At 60.4% G+C, this 18,494-nt stretch carries 17 protein-coding genes and 1 pseudogene; 9 read left to right on the top strand and 9 right to left on the bottom strand.

What is annotated here, in order from left to right; genetic code table 11:
- The first annotated feature begins 30 nt into the window (after window positions 1-30).
- Window positions 31-726, top strand: a complete 696-nt coding sequence (locus HX875_RS21560; protein ID WP_003218747.1) for a response regulator — start codon at window positions 31-33, stop codon at window positions 724-726.
- Between the two features lie 129 nt (window positions 727-855).
- On the opposite strand, the gene HX875_RS21555 is transcribed toward HX875_RS21560, so the two are convergent.
- On the bottom strand, window positions 856-1,893 hold the full coding sequence (locus tag HX875_RS21555; RefSeq protein ID WP_177045505.1) for a patatin-like phospholipase family protein: 1,038 nt from the start codon (window positions 1,891-1,893) through the stop codon (window positions 856-858).
- A 217-nt stretch (window positions 1,894-2,110) separates the two neighbouring features.
- On the opposite strand from HX875_RS21555, the gene HX875_RS21550 reads away from it, so the two are divergent.
- From HX875_RS21550 to HX875_RS21540, 3 genes are all read left to right on the top strand, one after another.
- Complete coding sequence (locus HX875_RS21550) at window positions 2,111-2,389, top strand: hypothetical protein (protein WP_177045503.1); 279 nt, start codon at window positions 2,111-2,113, stop codon at window positions 2,387-2,389.
- Between the two features lie 79 nt (window positions 2,390-2,468).
- Window positions 2,469-3,233: a CHAD domain-containing protein gene (locus tag HX875_RS21545; protein ID WP_177045501.1), complete on the top strand. Its 765-nt coding sequence runs from the start codon at window positions 2,469-2,471 to the stop codon at window positions 3,231-3,233.
- A gap of 101 nt (window positions 3,234-3,334) precedes the next feature.
- A complete protein-coding gene (locus tag HX875_RS21540) occupies window positions 3,335-4,132 on the top strand; it encodes an acyl-CoA thioesterase (RefSeq protein ID WP_177045499.1) in 798 nt (265 codons plus the stop codon).
- Between the two features lie 19 nt (window positions 4,133-4,151).
- Here HX875_RS21540 and HX875_RS21535 read toward each other — a convergent pair.
- The 3 genes and pseudogenes from HX875_RS21535 to HX875_RS21525 all read right to left on the bottom strand — a co-directional run.
- A pseudogene (locus HX875_RS21535) lies at window positions 4,152-4,409 on the bottom strand (terminase); the annotation flags it as partial.
- Between the two features lie 108 nt (window positions 4,410-4,517).
- On the bottom strand, window positions 4,518-5,999 hold the full coding sequence (locus HX875_RS21530; protein WP_177045495.1) for a methyl-accepting chemotaxis protein: 1,482 nt from the start codon (window positions 5,997-5,999) through the stop codon (window positions 4,518-4,520).
- A gap of 96 nt (window positions 6,000-6,095) precedes the next feature.
- Window positions 6,096-6,902 carry a TatD family hydrolase gene (locus HX875_RS21525; protein WP_177045493.1) on the bottom strand — a complete coding sequence of 269 codons (807 nt, stop codon included), beginning with the start codon at window positions 6,900-6,902 and terminating at the stop codon, window positions 6,096-6,098.
- A gap of 238 nt (window positions 6,903-7,140) precedes the next feature.
- On the opposite strand from HX875_RS21525, the gene HX875_RS21520 reads away from it, so the two are divergent.
- The 3 genes from HX875_RS21520 (at window position 7,141) to HX875_RS21510 (ending at window position 9,663) form a co-directional block, all read left to right on the top strand.
- Window positions 7,141-8,562 carry a transglycosylase SLT domain-containing protein gene (locus HX875_RS21520; protein ID WP_177045491.1) on the top strand — a complete coding sequence of 474 codons (1,422 nt, stop codon included), beginning with the start codon at window positions 7,141-7,143 and terminating at the stop codon, window positions 8,560-8,562.
- Between the two features lie 102 nt (window positions 8,563-8,664).
- The gene (locus HX875_RS21515; protein ID WP_177045489.1) at window positions 8,665-9,099 is read left to right on the top strand and encodes a DoxX family protein; all 435 of its coding nucleotides are present in this window, start codon (window positions 8,665-8,667) and stop codon (window positions 9,097-9,099) included.
- Between the two features lie 255 nt (window positions 9,100-9,354).
- The gene (locus HX875_RS21510) at window positions 9,355-9,663 is read left to right on the top strand and encodes a class I SAM-dependent methyltransferase (RefSeq protein ID WP_177045487.1); all 309 of its coding nucleotides are present in this window, start codon (window positions 9,355-9,357) and stop codon (window positions 9,661-9,663) included.
- 4 nt (window positions 9,664-9,667) lie between these two features.
- Here the strand turns inward: HX875_RS21510 and HX875_RS21505 are convergent, their stop codons facing one another.
- Genes HX875_RS21505 through HX875_RS21495 form a run of 3 tightly spaced genes read right to left on the bottom strand, consistent with a single transcriptional unit; the run spans window position 9,668 to window position 13,137 of the window.
- Window positions 9,668-11,473, bottom strand: coding sequence for a Gldg family protein (locus tag HX875_RS21505; RefSeq protein ID WP_177045485.1), 1,806 nt, complete (start codon window positions 11,471-11,473; stop codon window positions 9,668-9,670).
- A gap of 15 nt (window positions 11,474-11,488) precedes the next feature.
- On the bottom strand, window positions 11,489-12,214 hold the full coding sequence (locus HX875_RS21500; protein ID WP_177045483.1) for an ABC transporter permease: 726 nt from the start codon (window positions 12,212-12,214) through the stop codon (window positions 11,489-11,491).
- Window positions 12,211-13,137 (bottom strand): ABC transporter ATP-binding protein, encoded by a 927-nt coding sequence (locus tag HX875_RS21495; protein ID WP_177045481.1) that lies wholly within the window; start codon window positions 13,135-13,137, stop codon window positions 12,211-12,213. The genes HX875_RS21500 and HX875_RS21495 overlap by 4 nt, the downstream gene beginning before the upstream one ends.
- Window positions 13,138-13,458: 321 nt before the next feature.
- Here HX875_RS21495 and HX875_RS21490 point away from each other — a divergent pair, with 321 nt between their 5' ends.
- Window positions 13,459-14,619 (top strand): hypothetical protein, encoded by a 1,161-nt coding sequence (locus HX875_RS21490; RefSeq protein WP_177045479.1) that lies wholly within the window; start codon window positions 13,459-13,461, stop codon window positions 14,617-14,619.
- A gap of 154 nt (window positions 14,620-14,773) precedes the next feature.
- Entirely contained in the window at window positions 14,774-15,247 is a 474-nt protein-coding gene (gene greB / locus HX875_RS21485; protein WP_177045477.1) for a transcription elongation factor GreB, read from the top strand.
- A 46-nt stretch (window positions 15,248-15,293) separates the two neighbouring features.
- Here greB and HX875_RS21480 read toward each other — a convergent pair whose 3' ends face one another.
- Together HX875_RS21480 and HX875_RS21475 are read right to left on the bottom strand one after the other, a co-directional pair.
- Window positions 15,294-17,804, bottom strand: coding sequence for an ABC transporter permease (locus HX875_RS21480; protein ID WP_177045475.1), 2,511 nt, complete (start codon window positions 17,802-17,804; stop codon window positions 15,294-15,296).
- On the bottom strand, window positions 17,804-18,487 hold the full coding sequence (locus HX875_RS21475) for an ABC transporter ATP-binding protein (protein WP_003218726.1): 684 nt from the start codon (window positions 18,485-18,487) through the stop codon (window positions 17,804-17,806). The genes HX875_RS21480 and HX875_RS21475 overlap by 1 nt, the downstream gene beginning before the upstream one ends.
- Window positions 18,488-18,494 lie beyond the last annotated feature (7 nt).

Below are 18,494 nucleotides of genomic sequence, written 5' to 3'. Positions count from 1 at the left end.
TCTTTTCTTCACGGATTTTGATTGGACACCATGAGCCAGACTGCGACGATTTTGGTCATTGACGACGAACCGCAGATCCGCAAGTTCTTGCGTATCAGCCTGGCCTCCCAGGGCTACAAAGTGATCGAGGCCGGGACCGGCAACGAAGGCCTGGCCCAGGCCGCCTTGAGCAAACCGGACCTGCTGGTGCTCGACCTTGGCCTGCCGGACATGGACGGCCAGCAGGTGCTGCGCGAGTTTCGTGAGTGGTCCACGGTGCCGGTGCTGGTGTTGTCGGTGCGGGCCAGTGAAGTGCAAAAGGTCGAGGCACTGGACAACGGCGCCAATGACTACGTGACCAAGCCGTTTGGCATCCAGGAGTTTCTGGCGCGGGTGCGGGCGTTGCTGCGCCAGGCGCCGGCGGGGGAGGCCCAGGAAGCGGCGTTGCGTTTCGGCCCGTTGACGGTCGACCTGGCTTATCGGCGAGTGCTGCTGGACGGTGTGGAAGTGGCGCTGACCCGCAAGGAATACGCGGTGCTGGCACAGTTGGCGCGGCATCCTGGGCGGGTGATTACCCAGCAGCAACTGCTCAAGGATATCTGGGGGCCAACCCATACCGAAGACAGCCATTACCTGCGGATTGTGGTGGGGCATCTGCGCCAGAAGCTGGCGGATGATCCGACTCAGCCACGGTTTATCGTGACCGAGGCGGGTGTTGGGTATCGGTTGTTGAACACCGAAGCCTGAAGCGTTTGCTCAACCTGTGGCGAGGGAGCTTGCTCCCGCTGGAGTGCGCAGCGCTCCCAGGATTTTGGGGCCGCTACGCAGCCCAGCGGGAGCAAGCTCCCTCGCCACAAAAGCCCTGCTGACAAAACTTTAGTGTTGCTCACTCTCATACCGGTCCAGCGTATCGCTGGCAATCTCCCGCCCCAGGGCGATCAGCTCCGGCGCCTTGTAAAACTCGAAAAACCGGCACACCCGCTTCGGCACGTTGATCAGGACATCCGGCGGATACCCTGCGATCTTGTACTGCGCCAGGGACGTCTGCATCACCTCGAAACTCTGGTTGATCAAATCCAGCAGCGACGCCGGTCCCACGTTATCGATGATGAACGAGCCGGTCGCCGACTTCGGCGCGCCGGCCTTTTCCGGGGCCGCCGCCGGTTGCTGCGCTTCGGGTTCGGCCGACTCCAGCCACGGGTTGATATCCGCGGCCTGGGCCAGCAGCGCTTCCTGTTCCAGCAGCAACAACTGCTCCGCCTGCTTGCGGCGGAACGGCAAGTGCGAACCCAATGAACGCACCAGGTTATCGAAGCGGCTCTTGAACGCCGGCGGACGCTGGATCACCGGCAGCGTGTAGTGCTTCTGGTTGGTGGAGTTGAGGTTGACCGCAATGATCAGGTCGCAGTGGCTCGACACCACCGGCACGATCGGCAAGGGGTTGAGCAGGCCGCCGTCCACCAGCATGCGGTTGCCTTGCATCACCGGGGTAAACAGGCTGGGAATCGCCGCCGAGGCACGCATGGCCTGGTGCAGGCAGCCTTCCTGGAACCAGATTTCCTGTTGGTTGGTGAGGTCGGTGGCCACGGCGGTGTAGGGAATGCGCAGGTCTTCGATGTTGATCTCGCCGACGATCTTGCGGATCTGCCCAAAGACCTTCTCGCCACGGATTGCTCCCAGGCGAAAACTCACGTCTACCAGGCGCAGCACGTCCAGGTAATCGAGGCTTTCGATCCAGTTCCGATACTCGTCCAGCTTGCCCGCGGCATAGATCCCGCCCACCACGGCACCCATGGAGCAGCCGGCAATGCAGGCGATGTCATAGCCGCGCCTTTCGATTTCCTCGATCACGCCGATATGGGCGTAGCCCCGGGCGCCACCGGAGCCCAGCACCAATGCAACACGTTTCTTCATGACCTGATCCTTCGCAAAACAGGTGCCCACAATGCACCCATCGAGGGGCACGCTTCAATCATCACGGTCGCAACCGATTATTTTCGCAAGTGGGCTACTCCGCTCGGGTATGCTCTGGCAATCGGCACTGCGGATTCAGGCAGTCGGATAAGGCACTTTTCGGTGTGGGCAACGTCTACTCCTGTGACTGTTTTTTCTTTTCTTGAGGTGTCATTTGATGAAAGCCTGGATGTGTGTACCTGTGATCGTGTTGGCCCTGGCCGGTTGTGCCGGGAAGACCGCTTATCGCGACAGCTGCGGCACGCAACTGGATGCAGCGTGGCACGAGCTTGACCTGGCCAAGGCCGAAGGGTTTGCCGGCACCGTGAGTTACTCCAAGGCCCTGTCGTTGTTGACGGGCGCCAAGACCCAGCAGCAGTTCGAAGCGTTTCAAGGCTGCTCGGAAAAGGCCGAGAAAGCCCGTTTCTACATTCGTGAGTCTCGCGCAGGACGTTGACCCGTAGCAGCTGTCGAGTGCAACGAGGCTGCGTCGGCGGCCTCAAGCCCACCCAGGATTAATCATTGAGGAGGAAAGGATGTCAGCCTTGGTAGATCAGTTGGTCGCTCAGGTCATAGGCCTGGAAGTAGGGGTGCTGAACTGCCAGGCGCGACTCGCCGCCGTCACGGATGACGAGGCCCTGCATGATCTGCGCACCACCGTGCGGCGCTTGCGCAGCCTGTTGCGGCCATTGCGCGGGTTGCCCGGTGTCGAGCAACTCGAACAGTCCGCCAGTGCCGTCGGCCAACTGACCACGCCGTTTCGTGACCGGGAAGTGTTGGCGGCGTACCTGCACCAGCACGGCCATCATGAGGCGGCTGACCGGCGTATCCGTCAGCAACCAGCCACTTATCGCTCGGTCGCACAAGGGCCGGAGCTGGCGCATTTGCTGCTGATCCTCGAGGCATTCCCCCGATTTATCCGTGCATCCCAACGGCAGAAATTGCTCAAGGGCTTGCGCACTCGGATTGAAAAGCGCCTGGCCAAGCAATGGAAAAACCTCGGCGAGGCGCTGAACGACCCCAACCATGATCGTCATCGCCTGCGTCTGCTGATCAAGCGCGTGCGCTATGCCGCCGAAGCTTATCCCGAGCTGGACAAGCTGCCCCCCAAGGCCGTGTCCCGTCTCAAGGCGGCCCAGGGTGCCCTTGGCGATTGGCATGATTGCTGGCAATGGCTGGCGCAAGCCGGGCACGAGCCGGATTTGCAGCCGTGCGTGTCGGGCTGGCACCGCACCATGGCCGAGGCCGAAGGGCGGGCGGATCGTGTGCTGGATAAACTGAGCGCCGACTGCTTCGCTTGAGCCCGCGGCCTATCTGTCCGGACTTTTGGCTGGAATAGGTGCTGTACGGCGCAGGCTGGCTGGTTAAGATCCCTCAATCCTTTTTTCAAGTTGAGATCGCCATGCGCTTTAGTGATTTGCTCGACGCTGCCCGCAGCCATCCCCTCGACATTTCGATTCCGGCCGAATGGGCCCAGGGCCGCGCCAGCTTTGGCGGCCTGGTCGCGGCGTTGGAGTACGAGGCCTTGCGCGCGCAGGTTCCGGCGGATCGCCCGTTGCGTTCGCTGGCGATTACCTTTGTCGGCCCGGTGGCGCCGGAGGTGTCCGCCCGCTACGAAGTCGAAGTGCTGCGCGAAGGCAAGGCCGTCAGCCAACTGCTGGGCCGCGTGGTGCAGAACGGCGAAACGATGACGTTGGTGCAAGCGAGTTTTGGCGCGTCGCGCCCGTCACAGATCGACGTCGCGGCTGAACCTGCGCCCACCTTCAAGCACTGGGACGAGTGCCAGGAGTTGCCGTACATCAAAGGGGTGACGCCGGAGTTCATGCGGCACCTGGCGATGCGCTGGAGCGTGGGCGGCCTGCCGTTCACCGGCAATAAATCCCGTGAGATGGGCGGCTGGGTGCGCTTGCGTGGCGATGTGAAAGAGGAGCCGCTGACCGAAGCGCATCTCCTCGCGCTGGTGGATGCGTGGCCACCGTCGGTGCTGCCGCACCTGACCCGGCCCGCAGCGGGCAGTACCCTGAGCTGGACCATCGAGTTCGTCCAGCCGTTGCAAAAACTCAGCACCCTGGACTGGTGCCAATACCTGGTCCACATCGAACATGCCCGCGACGGCTACGGCCATGCGGCTGCGCAGCTGTGGAGCCCGGACGGCCAGTTGATCGCTATCAGCCGCCAGTCGGTGGTGGTGTTCGCCTGACCCGTCAGACCAACAGGTGTTGATCGTGGGAGGCGTCGCTGGCGCGCGCCTCCAGGCTACGACCGTGATGCTGCAAAGCCAGCGCGGCCACAATGCCGACAACCCCGATAGCAACGCTCGCCAGGTTCTCGCCGAACACGCCAGACACCATCAGCAGAAAGCCGATCACCAGCAGCGGCAGCGCCAGCAGCTGCAACACTTGATTGGTCGCGTGCTGATGATTCTGCGGTTGGTTGCGCCATTGCCAGGCGGGGAGATTTGGATGACGTTTGCCCATGATCGTGATTCCTCTGTCCGTTGAAACATCTTGGACCGAGTGTAGGACGGGCAGGGCGGCGCGGCGAATCAAGGATGGCTATGGGGGCCATAGCCATCCCTTCAGGGTCTATAGCTTCAATTGTCCGATGGCCTTGCTCAGTTCCCCGGCCAGGGTCGCCAGCTCATTGCTGGTGGTCGCCGAGTCGACGGTCTGTTGCACGGTGTTCTCGGTGACGTCACGAATGCTCACCACCGCTCGATTCATTTCCTCGGCCACATGGCTTTGCTGTTCGGCCGCGACGGCAATCTGCGTGTTGCTCTCGCGCATCTGCGCCACGGCGCCGGTGATTTCGGCGAGGGCAATCCCGGCTTCCTGGGCCTGCTGCACGCAGTCGTCGGCCTTGAAGGAGCTTTCCTGCATAAAGTCCACCGCGTCCCGGGTGCCGGCCTGCAGGGCGGACACCATGCGTGTGATCTCATCGGTGGAACTCTGCACGCGCTTGGCCAGGTTGCGCACTTCGTCGGCCACCACGGCAAAGCCCCGGCCCATCTCGCCGGCGCGGGCGGCTTCGATGGCGGCGTTGAGGGCCAGCAGGTTGGTTTGCTCGGCGATGCTGTGAATCACTCCGACAACGCTGTTGATTTTCTGGCTGTCCTCGGCCAGTTTCTGGATCATCTCGGCGGTCTGCTGCACGCCGGTGGACAGCCCGGCAATCGAGCGTTGCACCCGGCTGACCACTTCCTGGCCGCTGCCGGCGAGGGTGTCGGCCGTCTGGGACAAGTCGCGGGTGGCGCCGGCGTGCTGGGCGATGTGGTAGACGGTGGCAGTCATCTCGTTGATCGCGGTGGCGGCCTGGTCGGTTTCGCTTTGCTGGCCGAGCATGCCGTGCTGCACCTCGTTCATGCTGCTGGCCAGGCGAGCGGCACCGTCGTCCAGTTGCTTGGCGGTGCGTGCCACGGTGTTGACCACCCGTTGATAACCCGCCTGCATCGCATTAAAGGCACTGGCCATCTGCCCGACTTCGTCCTTGCAGGCCAGGGGCACGCGGGCTGAGAGGTCGCCGGTTTTCTCGACATGCAGCATCACGTCTTTCAAGGTGTTGAGCTGGCTGAGCAGAAAACGGATCAGCAGCTGTGAGGCGCCAAGCATGGCCAGCATCAGAATCATCACTGCCACGGCGTAGTTGGCGAAACGCTCTTCGAAGACCTGGCGCAAGCTGGGTGCATAGGCCAGCACGGCGACCTGCTGGCCGTCGGCACGGCTGATCACTTTGGCGCCCATCAGCGGGTTTTCGCCGAACAGTGGCATGTGATTGATATCCACCCAGCCGGTGGCTGCGGCGAGGGCTGACAGATCCTGGTCGCCCAGTTGCGGGATTTTGCCCTTGGCAAACGTCAGCCAGTGCTCGCCCTTGGGCAGTGGCTGGCCGGCGGGCCAGGCGCCGAGCAGGTGGGCCTGGGCTTGTGCTGAAGCCTGAGAGGCTTGGCTGCGGGCCTGTTGTTCGAGCTGCACGGCGTACAACACCAGCAACAGGGTGGTGATGAAGGCGACCGCGTTGACGGCCCAGAATTTATACTTCAGCGAGATGTTGCTAAGCCAGGCACCCATGGAAGGTTTTCTCTGATAGCGGAAACAGCATTGGCAAGGTGCCATTATTGTGCCGCTATCGAGCCAACGGGTTTTGATATGGGTCAATGCGCCGCGTCAATCCGGCACAGGCAATCCAAAAAACGCGCGGGCGCAGGCGGTGCTGTGTTGCGCCAGGTCTTCCACGGTTTCTTCGCGGTGCAGGGCGACTTCCCGCAGGACTTCCGGCAAATAGGCCGGCTCGTTGCGTCCGTTTTTTGGCTTGGGCCGCAGGGTTCGTGGCAGCAGGTAGGGCGCATCGCTTTCCAGCATCAGGCGGCCCCGGGGAATTTCCCTGACCAGCGGATGCAGGTGCGTCCCACGGCGCTCGTCGCAGATCCAGCCGGTGATGCCGATATGCAGGTCCAGGTCGAGGTAGCTGAACAACGCACTCTGCTCGCCGGTAAAGCAGTGCACCACGGCGGCTGACAGGTGATCGCGATAGTCCCGCAGGATTTCCAGCAGCCGCTGGTTGGCGTCGCGTTCGTGAAGGAACACCGGAAGTTTCAACTCCACGGCCAAAGCCAGGTGTTCTTCGAGGACTTTTTCCTGCTGGGGGCGTGGCGAGAAATCCCGGTTGAAATCCAGCCCGCATTCACCCACCGCACGCACGCGGCTTTCGTTGAGCAAGCCGCGCAGGCGCTTGGCGCTCTCGGCGTTCCAATCGCTGGCGGAGTGGGGATGGATGCCGGCGGTAGAGAACAGGCGCTGGCCACTTTCATCCAGTCGCTGGCACAGCTCCAGGGCCTGTTCGCTGCCGTCGACACTGGTACCGGTCAGCACCAATTGGCTCACCCCGGCGGTGTAGGCACGGTCGAGGACGGCCTGGTGCTTTTCGTCGAAACTTGGGTTGGTCAGGTTGACGCCGATATCAATGAGTTGCATGGTGCTACCTCCGCCTGCGGTCGGAAAGCATATCAGAGCTGTAGATTTATAAGAAAAGCCAAGAACTACAACGAGTTAAAGCTGTCTTTGAAAGTCGCAAGTAACACCGTGTTTGGTTTATTGCCATCTGCCGTGCCACCCTTGCGCCCAAAGCCTGCGCTCATGGCGCTCTGTTTCTGTCCCCCAACGCCTCGTTTTTCGCGATGCAATGGGCAGTATTCTTTCTTCCGGAGAGCGGATGATCCGACCCTCGGCGTTGCTTATGTTGTGCCTGACGTTACTGCTGCCCATGGCGGCGGTTGCGCGTCTGGACGGGCCGCTGGAAGTGACCCGGACCGGCAAGGTCCGCGACCTTGCGGAGATCCGCAGCAGCCGCACCTTGCGGGTGTTGGTCAACCAGAGCCGTAACAGCTCCGGCGAAGTCCAGGGCCAGGCCATCGGTGTTGAATACCATCGCCTGCGGGCTTTCGAGCAATACCTCAACGGTCACGCCCGTGACGGTGAGGAAATCAACCTCAAGATTATTCCCAAGGCCAAGGACCAGTTGATCGGTGCGTTGGCCCGCGGCGAGGGCGACCTGGTAGCGCCCGGTGAATTGCTCGACGTGAAGGCCGCCCACAAGATAGCCACCAGTGACCCGATCGCCAGCGACGTGCCGTTGTGGCTGGTGGGGCTCAAGGGCGAGCGGCGGTTTACCAAGCTGGAGCAACTGTCCGGGCGCACCCTGGCCCTGACCACCGGCAGCGCCGCGTCGGATGCGATCAATCAGGTCAACCAGAAGCTGGCGCTGCACAAGTTGCCGCCGGTGAAGGTGGAATGGGTAGACCCCAGCCTGGCGGTGGAAGACGTGCTGGAGATGGTCCAGGCCGGGATTTTTCACCTGACGATTGTCGAGCGGCCGATTGCCGAGCGCTGGGCGAAGATCCTGCCCAAGCTGCGTTTTGACCGGCAGGTGACCATCAGCGAGCCGGGCGAAGAGTATTGGTTCGTACGCCAGGATGCCTCGATGCTGCGGGCCAGCATCGACCGTTTCCTCAAGACCTACCGCACGCCGTCTGACCAGGATGTGGCGTTCCAGCGCATCTATCGTCGCCTGTATCAAGTGCGTTACCCACTGGCCAGGGCCGACCGCCAGCGCCTGGAAAAGCTGCGCCCGGTGCTGCAAAAGCATGCCCGTGAGCAAGGCATGGACTGGCTGAACCTGGCCGCGCTGGCGTTCAAGGAGTCGGCCCTCGACCCCGGTGCGCGAAGCAGCGGCGGCCCCACCGGGTTGATGCAGATCACCCCGTCGGCGGCGCAGCGGGTTGGGGTCAACAACATCGAAAGCCTGGATAACAACGTACAGGCAGGCGCGCGTTACCTGGCGATGATCCGGCGCAAGTTTTTCTCCAGCCCCAAGCTCAACGAGCGCGAGCGCATGGCCTTTGTGCTGGCGGCCTACAACATGGGGCCGGAGCGGGTCCAGGGCATGCGCGCTGAAGCCCGGCGCCGTGGGCTTAACCCGAATCAGTGGTTCTTCCAGGTCGAGCGCATTGCCATGGAGCAGGTGGGAATGAGTGGCGTCAGCTATGTTAATAGCGTGAACAAGTACTACTTGGCGTTTGACCGGGAGCGGGAGTCTCTGGAGCCTGCAGCGCCAAGAGTAGTCTCACGCAAATGATCTATTAAATCGATTGTAATTAGCCGTTTTATCGGCTTTTATCATTGCTTAAACTGATTAATATAGCGGCCAACCAACCCTACATTGAAAAGGATTATCAGCATGAGCCCATTGATCACCCGCATCCTCTCCACCCGCGCCGGTTACGGTTTGACTGTCCTGCGGATTTTTGTCGGGATCATCTTCGCCGCCCACGGTTCGCAGAAACTCTTTGGCTGGTTTGGCGGCGGCGGCCTCGCGGGCACGGCCCAATGGATGGAAAGTATCGGTCTGACCCCGGGCACCCTGATGGCGCTGTTGTCCGGCGGTACCGAGTTCTTCGCCGGGCTCGCGTTGATCATCGGTTTGCTGGCACGGCCTGCGGCGCTGGGCCTGTCGATCATTTCCCTGGTAGCGATTTTCTCGGTGCATATCCATAACGGTTTGTTCATGGCCAACAACGGTTATGAGTTCGCCCTGGCGTTGCTGGGCGGTACGCTGGCGGTGTTGATGGAAGGTGCGGGCAAACTGTCTGCCGACCGCGCCATCACTCACTGATACTGCGCAACGCCCTCTAAAGGCCCGCCCGTGCGGGCCTTTTCATTGCTCGGGATTCTTGACACCGCCCTACGGGCTTCTCTAGGATGTTGCCCATGCGCCGATTTAAACAGCTAATTGCGGGGCGCCACCGGTGACTGATCACAGTCCCGACAGAAGCCAGAGCCCATGGGCCGGTTTCGAAATTCCGCTAAAGCGCTGGTTCGGTGTTGCCTCTCACCTGCCCGCAGACTTTTGAGGCAGAGACACGACACGATGAATGCACTACGCCCCCTCATACGCTTGGCCCCGATCACCGCGGACCTTACCCAACGCAATCCAAAAATCCTTCTGGGCGGCAAGCATCAGCCGACGCTGTTACGTTATCTGGATGGCTGGCCGCGCCGTACCGGGCGGCCTTCAGCCTTTCTGATCCAGTTCGTGGAAGATGGCGACTCCCTTGCGCGCTTTGCGTCCAACAGCTTTGACTTGGCCGTTATTCAAGCGCCGAGCGCGAGTGATGCGCACGAAGTGATACGCCAGTTGACCCGTATTGCCCGGCAAGGGCTGATCGCCCGGCGCTGAGCCTTCAATAAAACGCCGTTGAAGGCAGGTGCCGGCGACGGCGGCGCCACCAGCAGATGGTCCACGCAATCAGGCACAGTATCAGCGGTATCGGCAGGATATTGAGCAGCTTCACCTTGCGCTCCAGGGCATGAACCTGGGCGTATGCCTGAACCTTAATCGCGTGAATTTCCATGGGTATGCGCAAGCGCTCCTTGTTGAGTGCCTGCAGCAGTGCGTTGGAGGTTACCGCCTGGGTAGCGGGGGAAATTGTCCGGGGGTTCAGCAATTGCCATTCCTTCTCCGTTCGTTCCAGGCGTTGCACCCGTTCGGCCGACTTTTCCCGATAGGCCTGTTCAGCCTCTTCATGCATAGCCAGCAGCACCTGCAGTGATCGACCGCCGCCTGCGCGGGGGCGAACGTTCATCAGCGCGTCGGGTGCTGCCAGGTTATCCAGGGTGTTCAAGACAAACATTGCGTTGTTCGACGAGGCTCCGCTCATCGCGCGATTGTTTTGGGGCACTCCTGCCACACGGTCGCTGAGCAGATCGGTATCGGCGACCACCACGACGTGGATGTTCTCAGACTTTTGCAAACTGGCCTCACGCCCGCTTGACCCCTCAGGAAAAGCGGAATAGGCGGGTCCCTCCACACGGGCTGCGATCACATGCTGTTGGCCGCGTGTGGCTGCCTCGTTGATCAGTGAATCAAACGGTGCCGGCTCGGCAACGCGCTTGGCATCAAGCAGGGCCGCTTGGCCGGAGCTTTGGAGCAGGGGAGTGAAGGTCATGCGGCTTTTCTTCGCGGGCGCCAGTGCGCCACTGCTCAAGACATTCACGCTGTGGAGTTTCCAGGTGCTGATGTCATCCTGTGTCATCGCCTGGCGGGGCAAGGTCAGTGCAGCGGGATGGCGCACCGCCGGCTGGCCGGTGGCCATGATTACTGAGGTGGCATAGTTGCGGTCGGCAATGACCTTATTCGCAGGCATCTGGATACTCCAGGCTGTCAGCAGTGTTTGCAGCTTGGGGTTTTCAGGGGGGTAGGGGCTGGTATCCAGCCCGGTTAGCGGGTCGATAAACATCATCAGCCTGCCTGAGCCAAGCACAAACTGATCGATCGCGTACAAGGTTTGATCCGGCAGTTTGCCGGGGTGAACCACCATCAAGGTTTTGACGTGTTCGGGGATTTTCTCGATACCGGGTGCCAGGCTCACGAGATTGAATTGGCGGCGCATCGCTTGAACCACCTGCCAGTCAGGCGTATTCACGCCGTTGCGCTCGTCGCGTTCACCGTCCATTGGCAGCCCGGATATCAGACCTATAACGGGTTGCTCCGGGTGGATGACTTTATGAATCAAATGGCTGATTTCATATTCCAGCAGCGACTCCCGGTCCGGGCTGAATGAATCAATGCTGTGTGGCCCATGGCCGGCGCTGGTGCCGACAAGGCCAAAGAACCCTTGTTGGTCGTCAAGCCCCAGTAGCCTGGCTTTGTATTCATCTTCCGAAAAAGGGGCGGGGTCGATGAGGTGCAGGTTGATTTTGCCCTGTGCCGCTTCTTCATACTCTTTGAGCAGCAACTCCACACGTTTACCGTAGCTTTCTATCGCGCTGGTTTTTTTCGGATGTTTGCTTGAGTTGAAAAAGTACAGATCAACCGGCTGTTCCAGTGAGGCAAGTAACGTCTGTACCGGGGCAGAGAGTGTGTGGATTTTTTGTTCTGAAAAATCCAGCCGCAGATTGGGAAGTTTCAGTGCCCATACCAGGTTAAAAGCGAGAAAGAGTAGCAGTAGGGTGATAATGGTGAGGCTGGCGCTTAGTGGCGATTTCATCGTGATTTGTCCTTCTCAACCGTTTCTGGCATTCAGGGCAATGATCGCTGCAGCGAGAAAGGCAACGATCATGCTGATGAAGTACACACTGTCTTGAAGAGCAAAGACGCCTTGGCCAATGGCATCAAAGCGTGTCGACGGACTCAGGGAAAGAATACGATCAATGAGCCAGATTGGCGCTTGGTGTTCAATGGCATCAAGAATTGAGGACAGCCCGCCGGCGGCCAGGAGCAAACACAGTGTGACGGTAAATGTAACAGCGCGGTGATTCGTCAGTGTGCAAATAAGGCAGCCAGCCGATAAGTAGCTTCCCGCTAACAACCAACTTGCCAGGTACTGGGAAGCAATGACTGTATTGTCCGGGTTTCCCAAATAGTTGACGGTGATGACGATGGGAAAGGTCAATAACAAGGCAATACCGGAAACGACCCAGGCGGCCAGAAATTTCCCGATAACGATTTCGAAACAAGTGACCGGCAGGGTCTTTAGAAAGTTCATGGCGCCCGCGTTGGGCTCGTCTGCCCAAAATTGAATGGCAAGAAAAGGTACCGATAGTAAATAAAGCCATGGATGCAGTTGAAAGAAACCGTACAAGTCAACACTGCTTTGTTCCAGTAGCTGGCTTGTATGGAAGCCAAAGGCAGTGGCGGCTGTCAGGAAAACAGCAGTACTCAGATACGTGACGGGTGCTGAAAAGTAACTGACAAGTTGACGCTTGAATATCACCGGTAGAAGTTTCAATTCGAGGCCTCCTGGCTCATGTGGCGGACCACTTCGTGCAGTCGCCCGAGTTCAAGGTTCAGGGCGTTGATTTTCCACCGGCGGTGGGCGATCAGGGCATTGATCTGGGGATAAATCGTTTGCCCCGGGATAGCGAGTATGGTCACCGTGCCGGGGGTCTCACGGTCTTCCTCGATGCCGGCGACGCCTGGCAATACTGCCAGGGCCAGCAGGTCCAGTGGCGTATCGGCTGCAAGGGTGACCGCCTGGTAATGACGGGAACTGCGTTGCAATTCGGGCAGGGAAGTGTCTGCCACCAGGCGGCCGTCGGCGATCACCAGTGCCCTGTTACAAATACTGGTCAGCTCTTCAGGAGAGCGGGACGCGACGATGATCGTCATTTCATCGTTGAGCGACTTGATGAGCATTCTGACTTTGTGTTTTTGATCGGCGCTCAGCCCTTCCGTTGGCTCGTCGAGCAACAGCAGGCCGGGGTCATGCAGGATTGCCTGGGCGATGGCGACTTTGCGTTTCAAGCCTGCCGTGAGCGTTTCGATCGGGCATTTGAGTATCCGCCAGAGCTCCAGCCGTGCGACCGCCCGGTCAATCATCTTGCGCTTTTGCGCGCCGCGGAATCCGCGTACGTCAGCAATAAAATCAAGATATCCCTTCACGCTCATTGCGTTATGGCTTGGAAGTGATTCTGGCTGGTAGCCCGTCATCTTCTTTGCCTGGAATGCATTGAGGGCTATATCGTTACCGAATATTTTTATTTGGCCTGAAGAGGGTGTGATCGAGCCTGATATCATTTTGATGATAGTTGTTTTCCCTGCACCATCATTTCCAAATAAGCCCAGGCATTCCTGGGTTTTGGCGTTGAATGACATATCATGGATAATGCTTTTTGCGCCCATGTTTTTTGTCAGGCTCGTTATCTCGATCATTATGCTTTTCTACTGAATGAATATGGCGAGGCCCGATTAAATCGATACCCCGATTAACCTGCATGAACGGCAGGTTGTGAGTGCTCGAAAAGTCAAAATTTGAAATATTTATGATTGGCGTATGTCCAGTGTCGTACTGTTAAAAAATGGTACGTTCAATAGGCTGTCTTGGAAACGCCGAAGTGCCCGAATAAGATAAGTCCTACGTACGACGCGATAACGCGCATCAACAATTGTTATATTGTTGATGCGTCAATTGTTGTCATATTTTATTTGGTGTGAATCTGACGTTCTGCCAATTTCAAATGGAGCCTGATCATCATGCTGCTTCTACGTACCCTTGTTCTTGAGCAGTCCGGGCATGATGCGCCGGTCAACGGTGCACTGCTTTGTAGTTTTGCGGTGGCTCAGATTGCTTCCAATTTCCTTGCCTATAGCCTGGATGAAGAGACAGAGCCCGGTAGTTCACGGGTATATCTCGCGGCGCTGCGTAAAAAGTCCGAACGCTACTTTCTCGGGGCGATAGATTCCAAGGAAGACCTGCAAACAGCGACCCGTGTCTTCAAGCAGATCCTGACACTTGCCGCTGCGCCCGTGGCAAAATCCGCAAGCACCGGTGAGCCCCAGATTCCCTATCATTTCGTTGATCTGAAAGGCTGCAAACTGCCACCTGCCAGGCCTGAAGATCATCATTCGTTGACGATCAAGAAATCCCTGGTGATGAAGGTGATCACCCTCGGCACTTCCGCGCCCGGCTTGCCCGCTATCGAAAGCAACTCATTGATCGTGCCGTCGATTCGTTTCTCCTCAACGATGGTTTCTCCTCCACGGGCCCTTGAACATTCAGAGCCTGCGCCGCCGGTACCCGAACCCCTCGTTGAACCGCCACCCTCAGCATTGGTCGAGGCACCTGTGGTCGCCGCTCCACTGCAGGCCCCGGTAATCCGACAACCTGAACCCGCCCGGCAAGACTCGCCCACACTATTCGAGGTGGACGATACGCTCGCCAATCTTTCCCGAGTGGCGCAAGAGTTGACGCAGCAGAAGCTCGCTGTGCTCAGGCAGGAGGAAGCGCTCGAGCAGCTGAGTCTGGAACTTCGTCAGGAAAAGGCCGACTTCGAGCAGGAGAGCCAGCGCAGCGGCGAGAGCATTGCCGAGAAAGAAGCGTCCCTGCAGTTGTTGGCCCACACGCTGACTGCCCGGGAGGAACAACTGGCCGGCAGCGCCGCGTTAAACCAGGCGGAGCAGCGTCGAATGGATGAGCGTGCGCGCTATCTGGAGAGCCAGGAAACCCGGTTGCATGACCGTGACCTGGCGGTTCGCCACAAGGAGCAACAGTTGGCGGCAGCACTGTTTCAATTGCCGGTTCTGCGGGACAACCTGAGGGTCGCGCTTCAAACCCTGGATGAGTCTCTTGCTTGGCTGAGCGAGACTGGGCGCTCCCAGCCTGAAGGGCACCCGCTTCAACCGGATGCGAACTGACGCGGCGTTGGCTGCCGGAATCCAGCGCTGGGTCTGGCTACTTTCCTGCGTTCATTTATCATCGACCCCCACAGTCTGCATCGGGCGTTAAATGCGCTGTGCCGGACGCGGCCGCGGGTCTGAAAAATGGAAACTTCCAGGGGATGTAGAGCTTTTGAGCACCAAGCTGATTACCAAAGAAGGTCATGAAGCCCTGAAAAAGGAGCTTGATTACCTGTGGCGAGAAAAGCGCCCTGATACCACCCGTAAAGTGACGTGGGCCGCTTCCCTGGGAGACCGGAGCGAGAACGCCGACTACCAGTACAACAAGAAGCTGCTGCGGGAGATTGATCGCCGTGTGCGCTATCTGCGCAAGCGCCTTGAAGACATGCGCGTGGTCGAGTACATGCCGGAGCAGGAAGGGAAGGTATTTTTCGGCGCCTGGGTAGAGATTGAAAACGAGCAGGGGCAGACCAAGCGTTTTCGTATCGTGGGTTACGATGAGATCTATGAGCGCATGGACTACATCTCCATCGACTCACCCATGGCCCGGGCATTGTTGCGCAAGGAAGTGGATGACGAAGCGCTTGTGCAGACTCCAACCGGCGAAGTGTGCTGGTGGATCACGGCTATCGAATATGTGAAGTAACAACGGATGGCCCGTGCTTTTTAAAGAGCGCGGGCCATCTGCGTTTTCAGCCCTCGCGCAGCACCGTTAACGGGCTGGCATTCAACGCGCGGCGGGTGCCGAACACGCCGGCGCCGCCGATCAGCACCGCGCCGATCACCGGCAGCAGCAACAGCCATGGATGCGGGTGCCAGATCAGGTCGAACGCATAGCGATACAGCACCAGCGTCACCAGTTCCGTGCCCAGCGCTGCCAGCAGGCCGCTGACCGCGCCCAACAACCCGAACTCGATACGCCGGGCCTTGACCAGCAACTTGCGCTCCGCCCCCAGCGCCCGCAGCAGGGCACCTTGGCGAATCCGTTCATCCAGTGTGGCCTGCAGGCCGGAGAACAACACGGCCATCCCCGCAGCCAGCACAAACAACAGCACGTACTCCACCGCCAGAGTGACCTGGGCCAGGATGCTGCGCAGTTGCTCCAGCAGGGCCTCCACTTGCAGGATGGTCACCGCCGGAAAGGCCCGGGAGAGGTCGACGATCTGCTGGTCATGACCGGGCGCCAGGTAGAAGCTGGTCAGGTAGGTCGCCGGCAGGTCCTTCAAGGTGCCGGGCTGGAAGATCATGAAGAAGTTGGGCTGGAAGTTGTCCCAGTTGATTTCCCTCAGGCTGGTAACCCGCGCTTCACGGTTCTCCCCGCCGACGGTGAACACCAGGTGATCGTTGAGCTTGAGTTTCAGGCTATCGGCAACCTTGGCCTCCACCGAGACACCGGGAATCTCGTCGCTCGGTTGCGTCGTCCACCAGGATCCTGCCGTGAGTTTGTTACCCGGTGGCAGATCGGCGGCCCAGGTCAGGCTCAAGTCCCTCTGTACTGCGCGGTCGCCGCTGGAGTCCTTGCTGACGATCTCCTGCACCGGCGCGCCATTGATACTGATCAGTCGCCCCGGCACCACCGGGTACAACGGCGCAGACTGCGCCTGCAACTCCAGGAGGCGGGCGCCGAAGGTGTCTTTGTCGGCGGGCAGGATGTTCAGGGCGAAATAGTTGGGGGCGTCCTTGGGCAACTGGTTTTGCCAGGTGTCGAGCAGTTCGCCACGCAACAATGCAATCAAGCCCATGGACAACAGGATCAACCCGAACGCCAGGGACTGGCCCGCCGCGGCCAGTGGATGACGCAGCAACTGGCCCAACCCCAGGCGCCAGGGCAGGGAGGCCCGGGCCAGCAGGCGACGCAGGCTCTGCAACAGCAGCAGGAGCAGTCCGCCGAGAACCAGCGCGGCGATCACGCCGCCACCCAGCAGGGCGAAGGTCAGCACCAGGTCGAGACTCAGGCGCCACATGATCAGGCCCAGGGCGAAGAGCGCCGCGCCGTAGACCATCCAGGTGCTGGAAGGGATCGGCAACAGGTCGCGCCGCAGTACCCGCAGCGGTGGCACACGACCCAGCGCGGCCAGTGGCGGCAGGGCAAAACCGGCGAGGGCCACCAGCCCGGTGCCGATCCCGGCGATGGCCGGGAATAGCCCGCCAGGCGGAACATCCGCCGGCAGCAGGTCATGCAACAGCGCAAACAGCCCCAGTTGCGCCAGCCAGCCAAGCAGGGCGCCGCTCAGGCTGGCCAGCAGCCCCAGCACGGTCAGTTGCAGGCTGAACAGCAACATGGTCTCGCGCCGCGACAAACCGAGGCAGCGCAGCAAGGCACTGGCATCAAAGCGTCGACTGGCGAAGCGGTTCGCCGAGAGCGCCACCGCCACCCCGGAAAGAAGCACTGCCACCAGACTGGCCATGTTCAAGTAACGCTCGGCCTTGCCCAAGGCACCACCGATCTGCTGGTTGCCGTCGCGAGCATCCTGCAGCCGCTGGTTGGCCGCGAGGCCGGGCTTGACCAGGTCGCGATAGGTTTGCAGCACGGTGCCGCCCTGGGGCGCGCGCCAGAGGTCGCGATAGCTCACGCGGCTGCCGGGCTGCACCACGCCGGTGGCACTGAGGTCGGCGAGGTTGATCATCACCCTGGGCGTCAGGCTATAGAAGTTGCCGGCGCGATCCGGTTCGTAGGTCAGCACGCGAGCCAGACGCAGGGTCTTCATGCCGACGTCGATGCTGTCGCCGATCTTCAGGTTCAGCGCCGTCAGCAGCCGCGCTTCCACCCAGGCTTCACCGGGTTTGGGACCACCCCCGGCGGTTTCTGCGCCGAAGGGCTCGGCGGCGCTCTTCAGCTCGCCGCGTAACGGATATTCCTCGTTGACCGCCTTGATGCTGGACAGCTGGATGCCATTGTCAGTGGCAATCACGCTGGAGAACTCCACGACCCGGGCGTGCTGCAAGCCCAGCTCGGTGCCGCTCTGGATTTGCTCGGTGCGGGCGGGCGAACTGCCCTCAAGCACCAGGTCGGCCGCCAGGAATTCGGTGGCGCGCAACATCATGGCGCCGTTCAGGCGGGCACCGAAGTAACCGATGGCGGTGCTGGCGGCGACGGCCACCAGCAGCGCGAAGAACAGCACGCGCAGTTCGCCGGCGCGGGCATCGCGCAGCAACTGGCGAAGGGCAAGGCTGAACAGGCGCAACAGCGGCAAACGTGCCATCAAGGCTCCAGGGGCGCGACCATCAGGCCGGCTTCAAGACGGATCAGGCGTCGGCAACGGTGGGCCAGGCGCTCGTCATGGGTGACCAGCACCAGGGTTGTGCCGCTCTCTTTGTTGAGTTCGAACAGCAGGTCACTGATGCGCTCGCCGGTGTGGCTGTCGAGGTTGCCGGTGGGTTCATCGGCAAACAGCACATCCGGTTCGGCGGCAAACGCCCGGGCAATCGCCACTCGCTGCTGTTCGCCGCCCGATAGCTGGCGTGGCGAGTGGGTGAGGCGCTGGCCCAGGCCGACGCGTTCCAGCAGGTGTTTGGCGCGTTCGCGGGCGTCCTTGCGGCCGTCCAGTTCCAGCGGCAGCATCACGTTTTCCAGCGCATTGAGACTGTCGAGCAACTGGAAGGACTGGAACACAAAACCCACGTGTTCGGCGCGGATGCGCGCACGTTGATCTTCGTCGAGGGTGCTCAGGGCCTGGCCGGCGAGGGTGACTTCGCCGCTGCTGGGCAGGTCGAGGCCGGCCAACAGGCCGAGGAGGGTGGATTTGCCGGAACCGGAGGCACCAACGATAGCCAGGCTATCGCCCTTGTTCAGTTCCAGGCTCAGTTCGTGCAGGATAGTCAGTTCACCTTCCGCGCTGGGAACCACTTTGCTAAGGTTTCGCGCGGTGAGAATGCTTGCGCCCATGGAGAAT

Source organism: Pseudomonas yamanorum (assembly GCF_013386765.1).
GTDB classification, from domain to species: domain Bacteria; phylum Pseudomonadota; class Gammaproteobacteria; order Pseudomonadales; family Pseudomonadaceae; genus Aquipseudomonas; species Aquipseudomonas yamanorum_A.
This window is presented reverse-complemented; position numbering and strand designations above follow the sequence as displayed.

Bases quoted from the DNA above. Each gene is read 5' to 3' on its own strand.
- HX875_RS21560 (WP_003218747.1), top strand. From the start codon at position 31: ATGAGCCAGACTGCGACGATTTTGGTCATTGACGACGAACCGCAGATC.
- HX875_RS21555 (WP_177045505.1), bottom strand. From the start codon at position 1,893: ATGAAGAAACGTGTTGCATTGGTGCTGGGCTCCGGTGGCGCCCGGGGC.
- HX875_RS21550 (WP_177045503.1), top strand. From the start codon at position 2,111: ATGAAAGCCTGGATGTGTGTACCTGTGATCGTGTTGGCCCTGGCCGGT.
- HX875_RS21545 (WP_177045501.1), top strand. From the start codon at position 2,469: ATGTCAGCCTTGGTAGATCAGTTGGTCGCTCAGGTCATAGGCCTGGAA.
- HX875_RS21540 (WP_177045499.1), top strand. From the start codon at position 3,335: ATGCGCTTTAGTGATTTGCTCGACGCTGCCCGCAGCCATCCCCTCGAC.
- HX875_RS21530 (WP_177045495.1), bottom strand. From the start codon at position 5,999: ATGGGTGCCTGGCTTAGCAACATCTCGCTGAAGTATAAATTCTGGGCC.
- HX875_RS21525 (WP_177045493.1), bottom strand. From the start codon at position 6,902: ATGCAACTCATTGATATCGGCGTCAACCTGACCAACCCAAGTTTCGAC.
- HX875_RS21520 (WP_177045491.1), top strand. From the start codon at position 7,141: ATGATCCGACCCTCGGCGTTGCTTATGTTGTGCCTGACGTTACTGCTG.
- HX875_RS21515 (WP_177045489.1), top strand. From the start codon at position 8,665: ATGAGCCCATTGATCACCCGCATCCTCTCCACCCGCGCCGGTTACGGT.
- HX875_RS21510 (WP_177045487.1), top strand. From the start codon at position 9,355: ATGAATGCACTACGCCCCCTCATACGCTTGGCCCCGATCACCGCGGAC.
- HX875_RS21505 (WP_177045485.1), bottom strand. From the start codon at position 11,473: ATGAAATCGCCACTAAGCGCCAGCCTCACCATTATCACCCTACTGCTA.
- HX875_RS21495 (WP_177045481.1), bottom strand. From the start codon at position 13,137: ATGATCGAGATAACGAGCCTGACAAAAAACATGGGCGCAAAAAGCATT.
- HX875_RS21490 (WP_177045479.1), top strand. From the start codon at position 13,459: ATGCTGCTTCTACGTACCCTTGTTCTTGAGCAGTCCGGGCATGATGCG.
- HX875_RS21480 (WP_177045475.1), bottom strand. From the start codon at position 17,804: ATGGCACGTTTGCCGCTGTTGCGCCTGTTCAGCCTTGCCCTTCGCCAG.
- HX875_RS21475 (WP_003218726.1), bottom strand. From the start codon at position 18,487: ATGGGCGCAAGCATTCTCACCGCGCGAAACCTTAGCAAAGTGGTTCCC.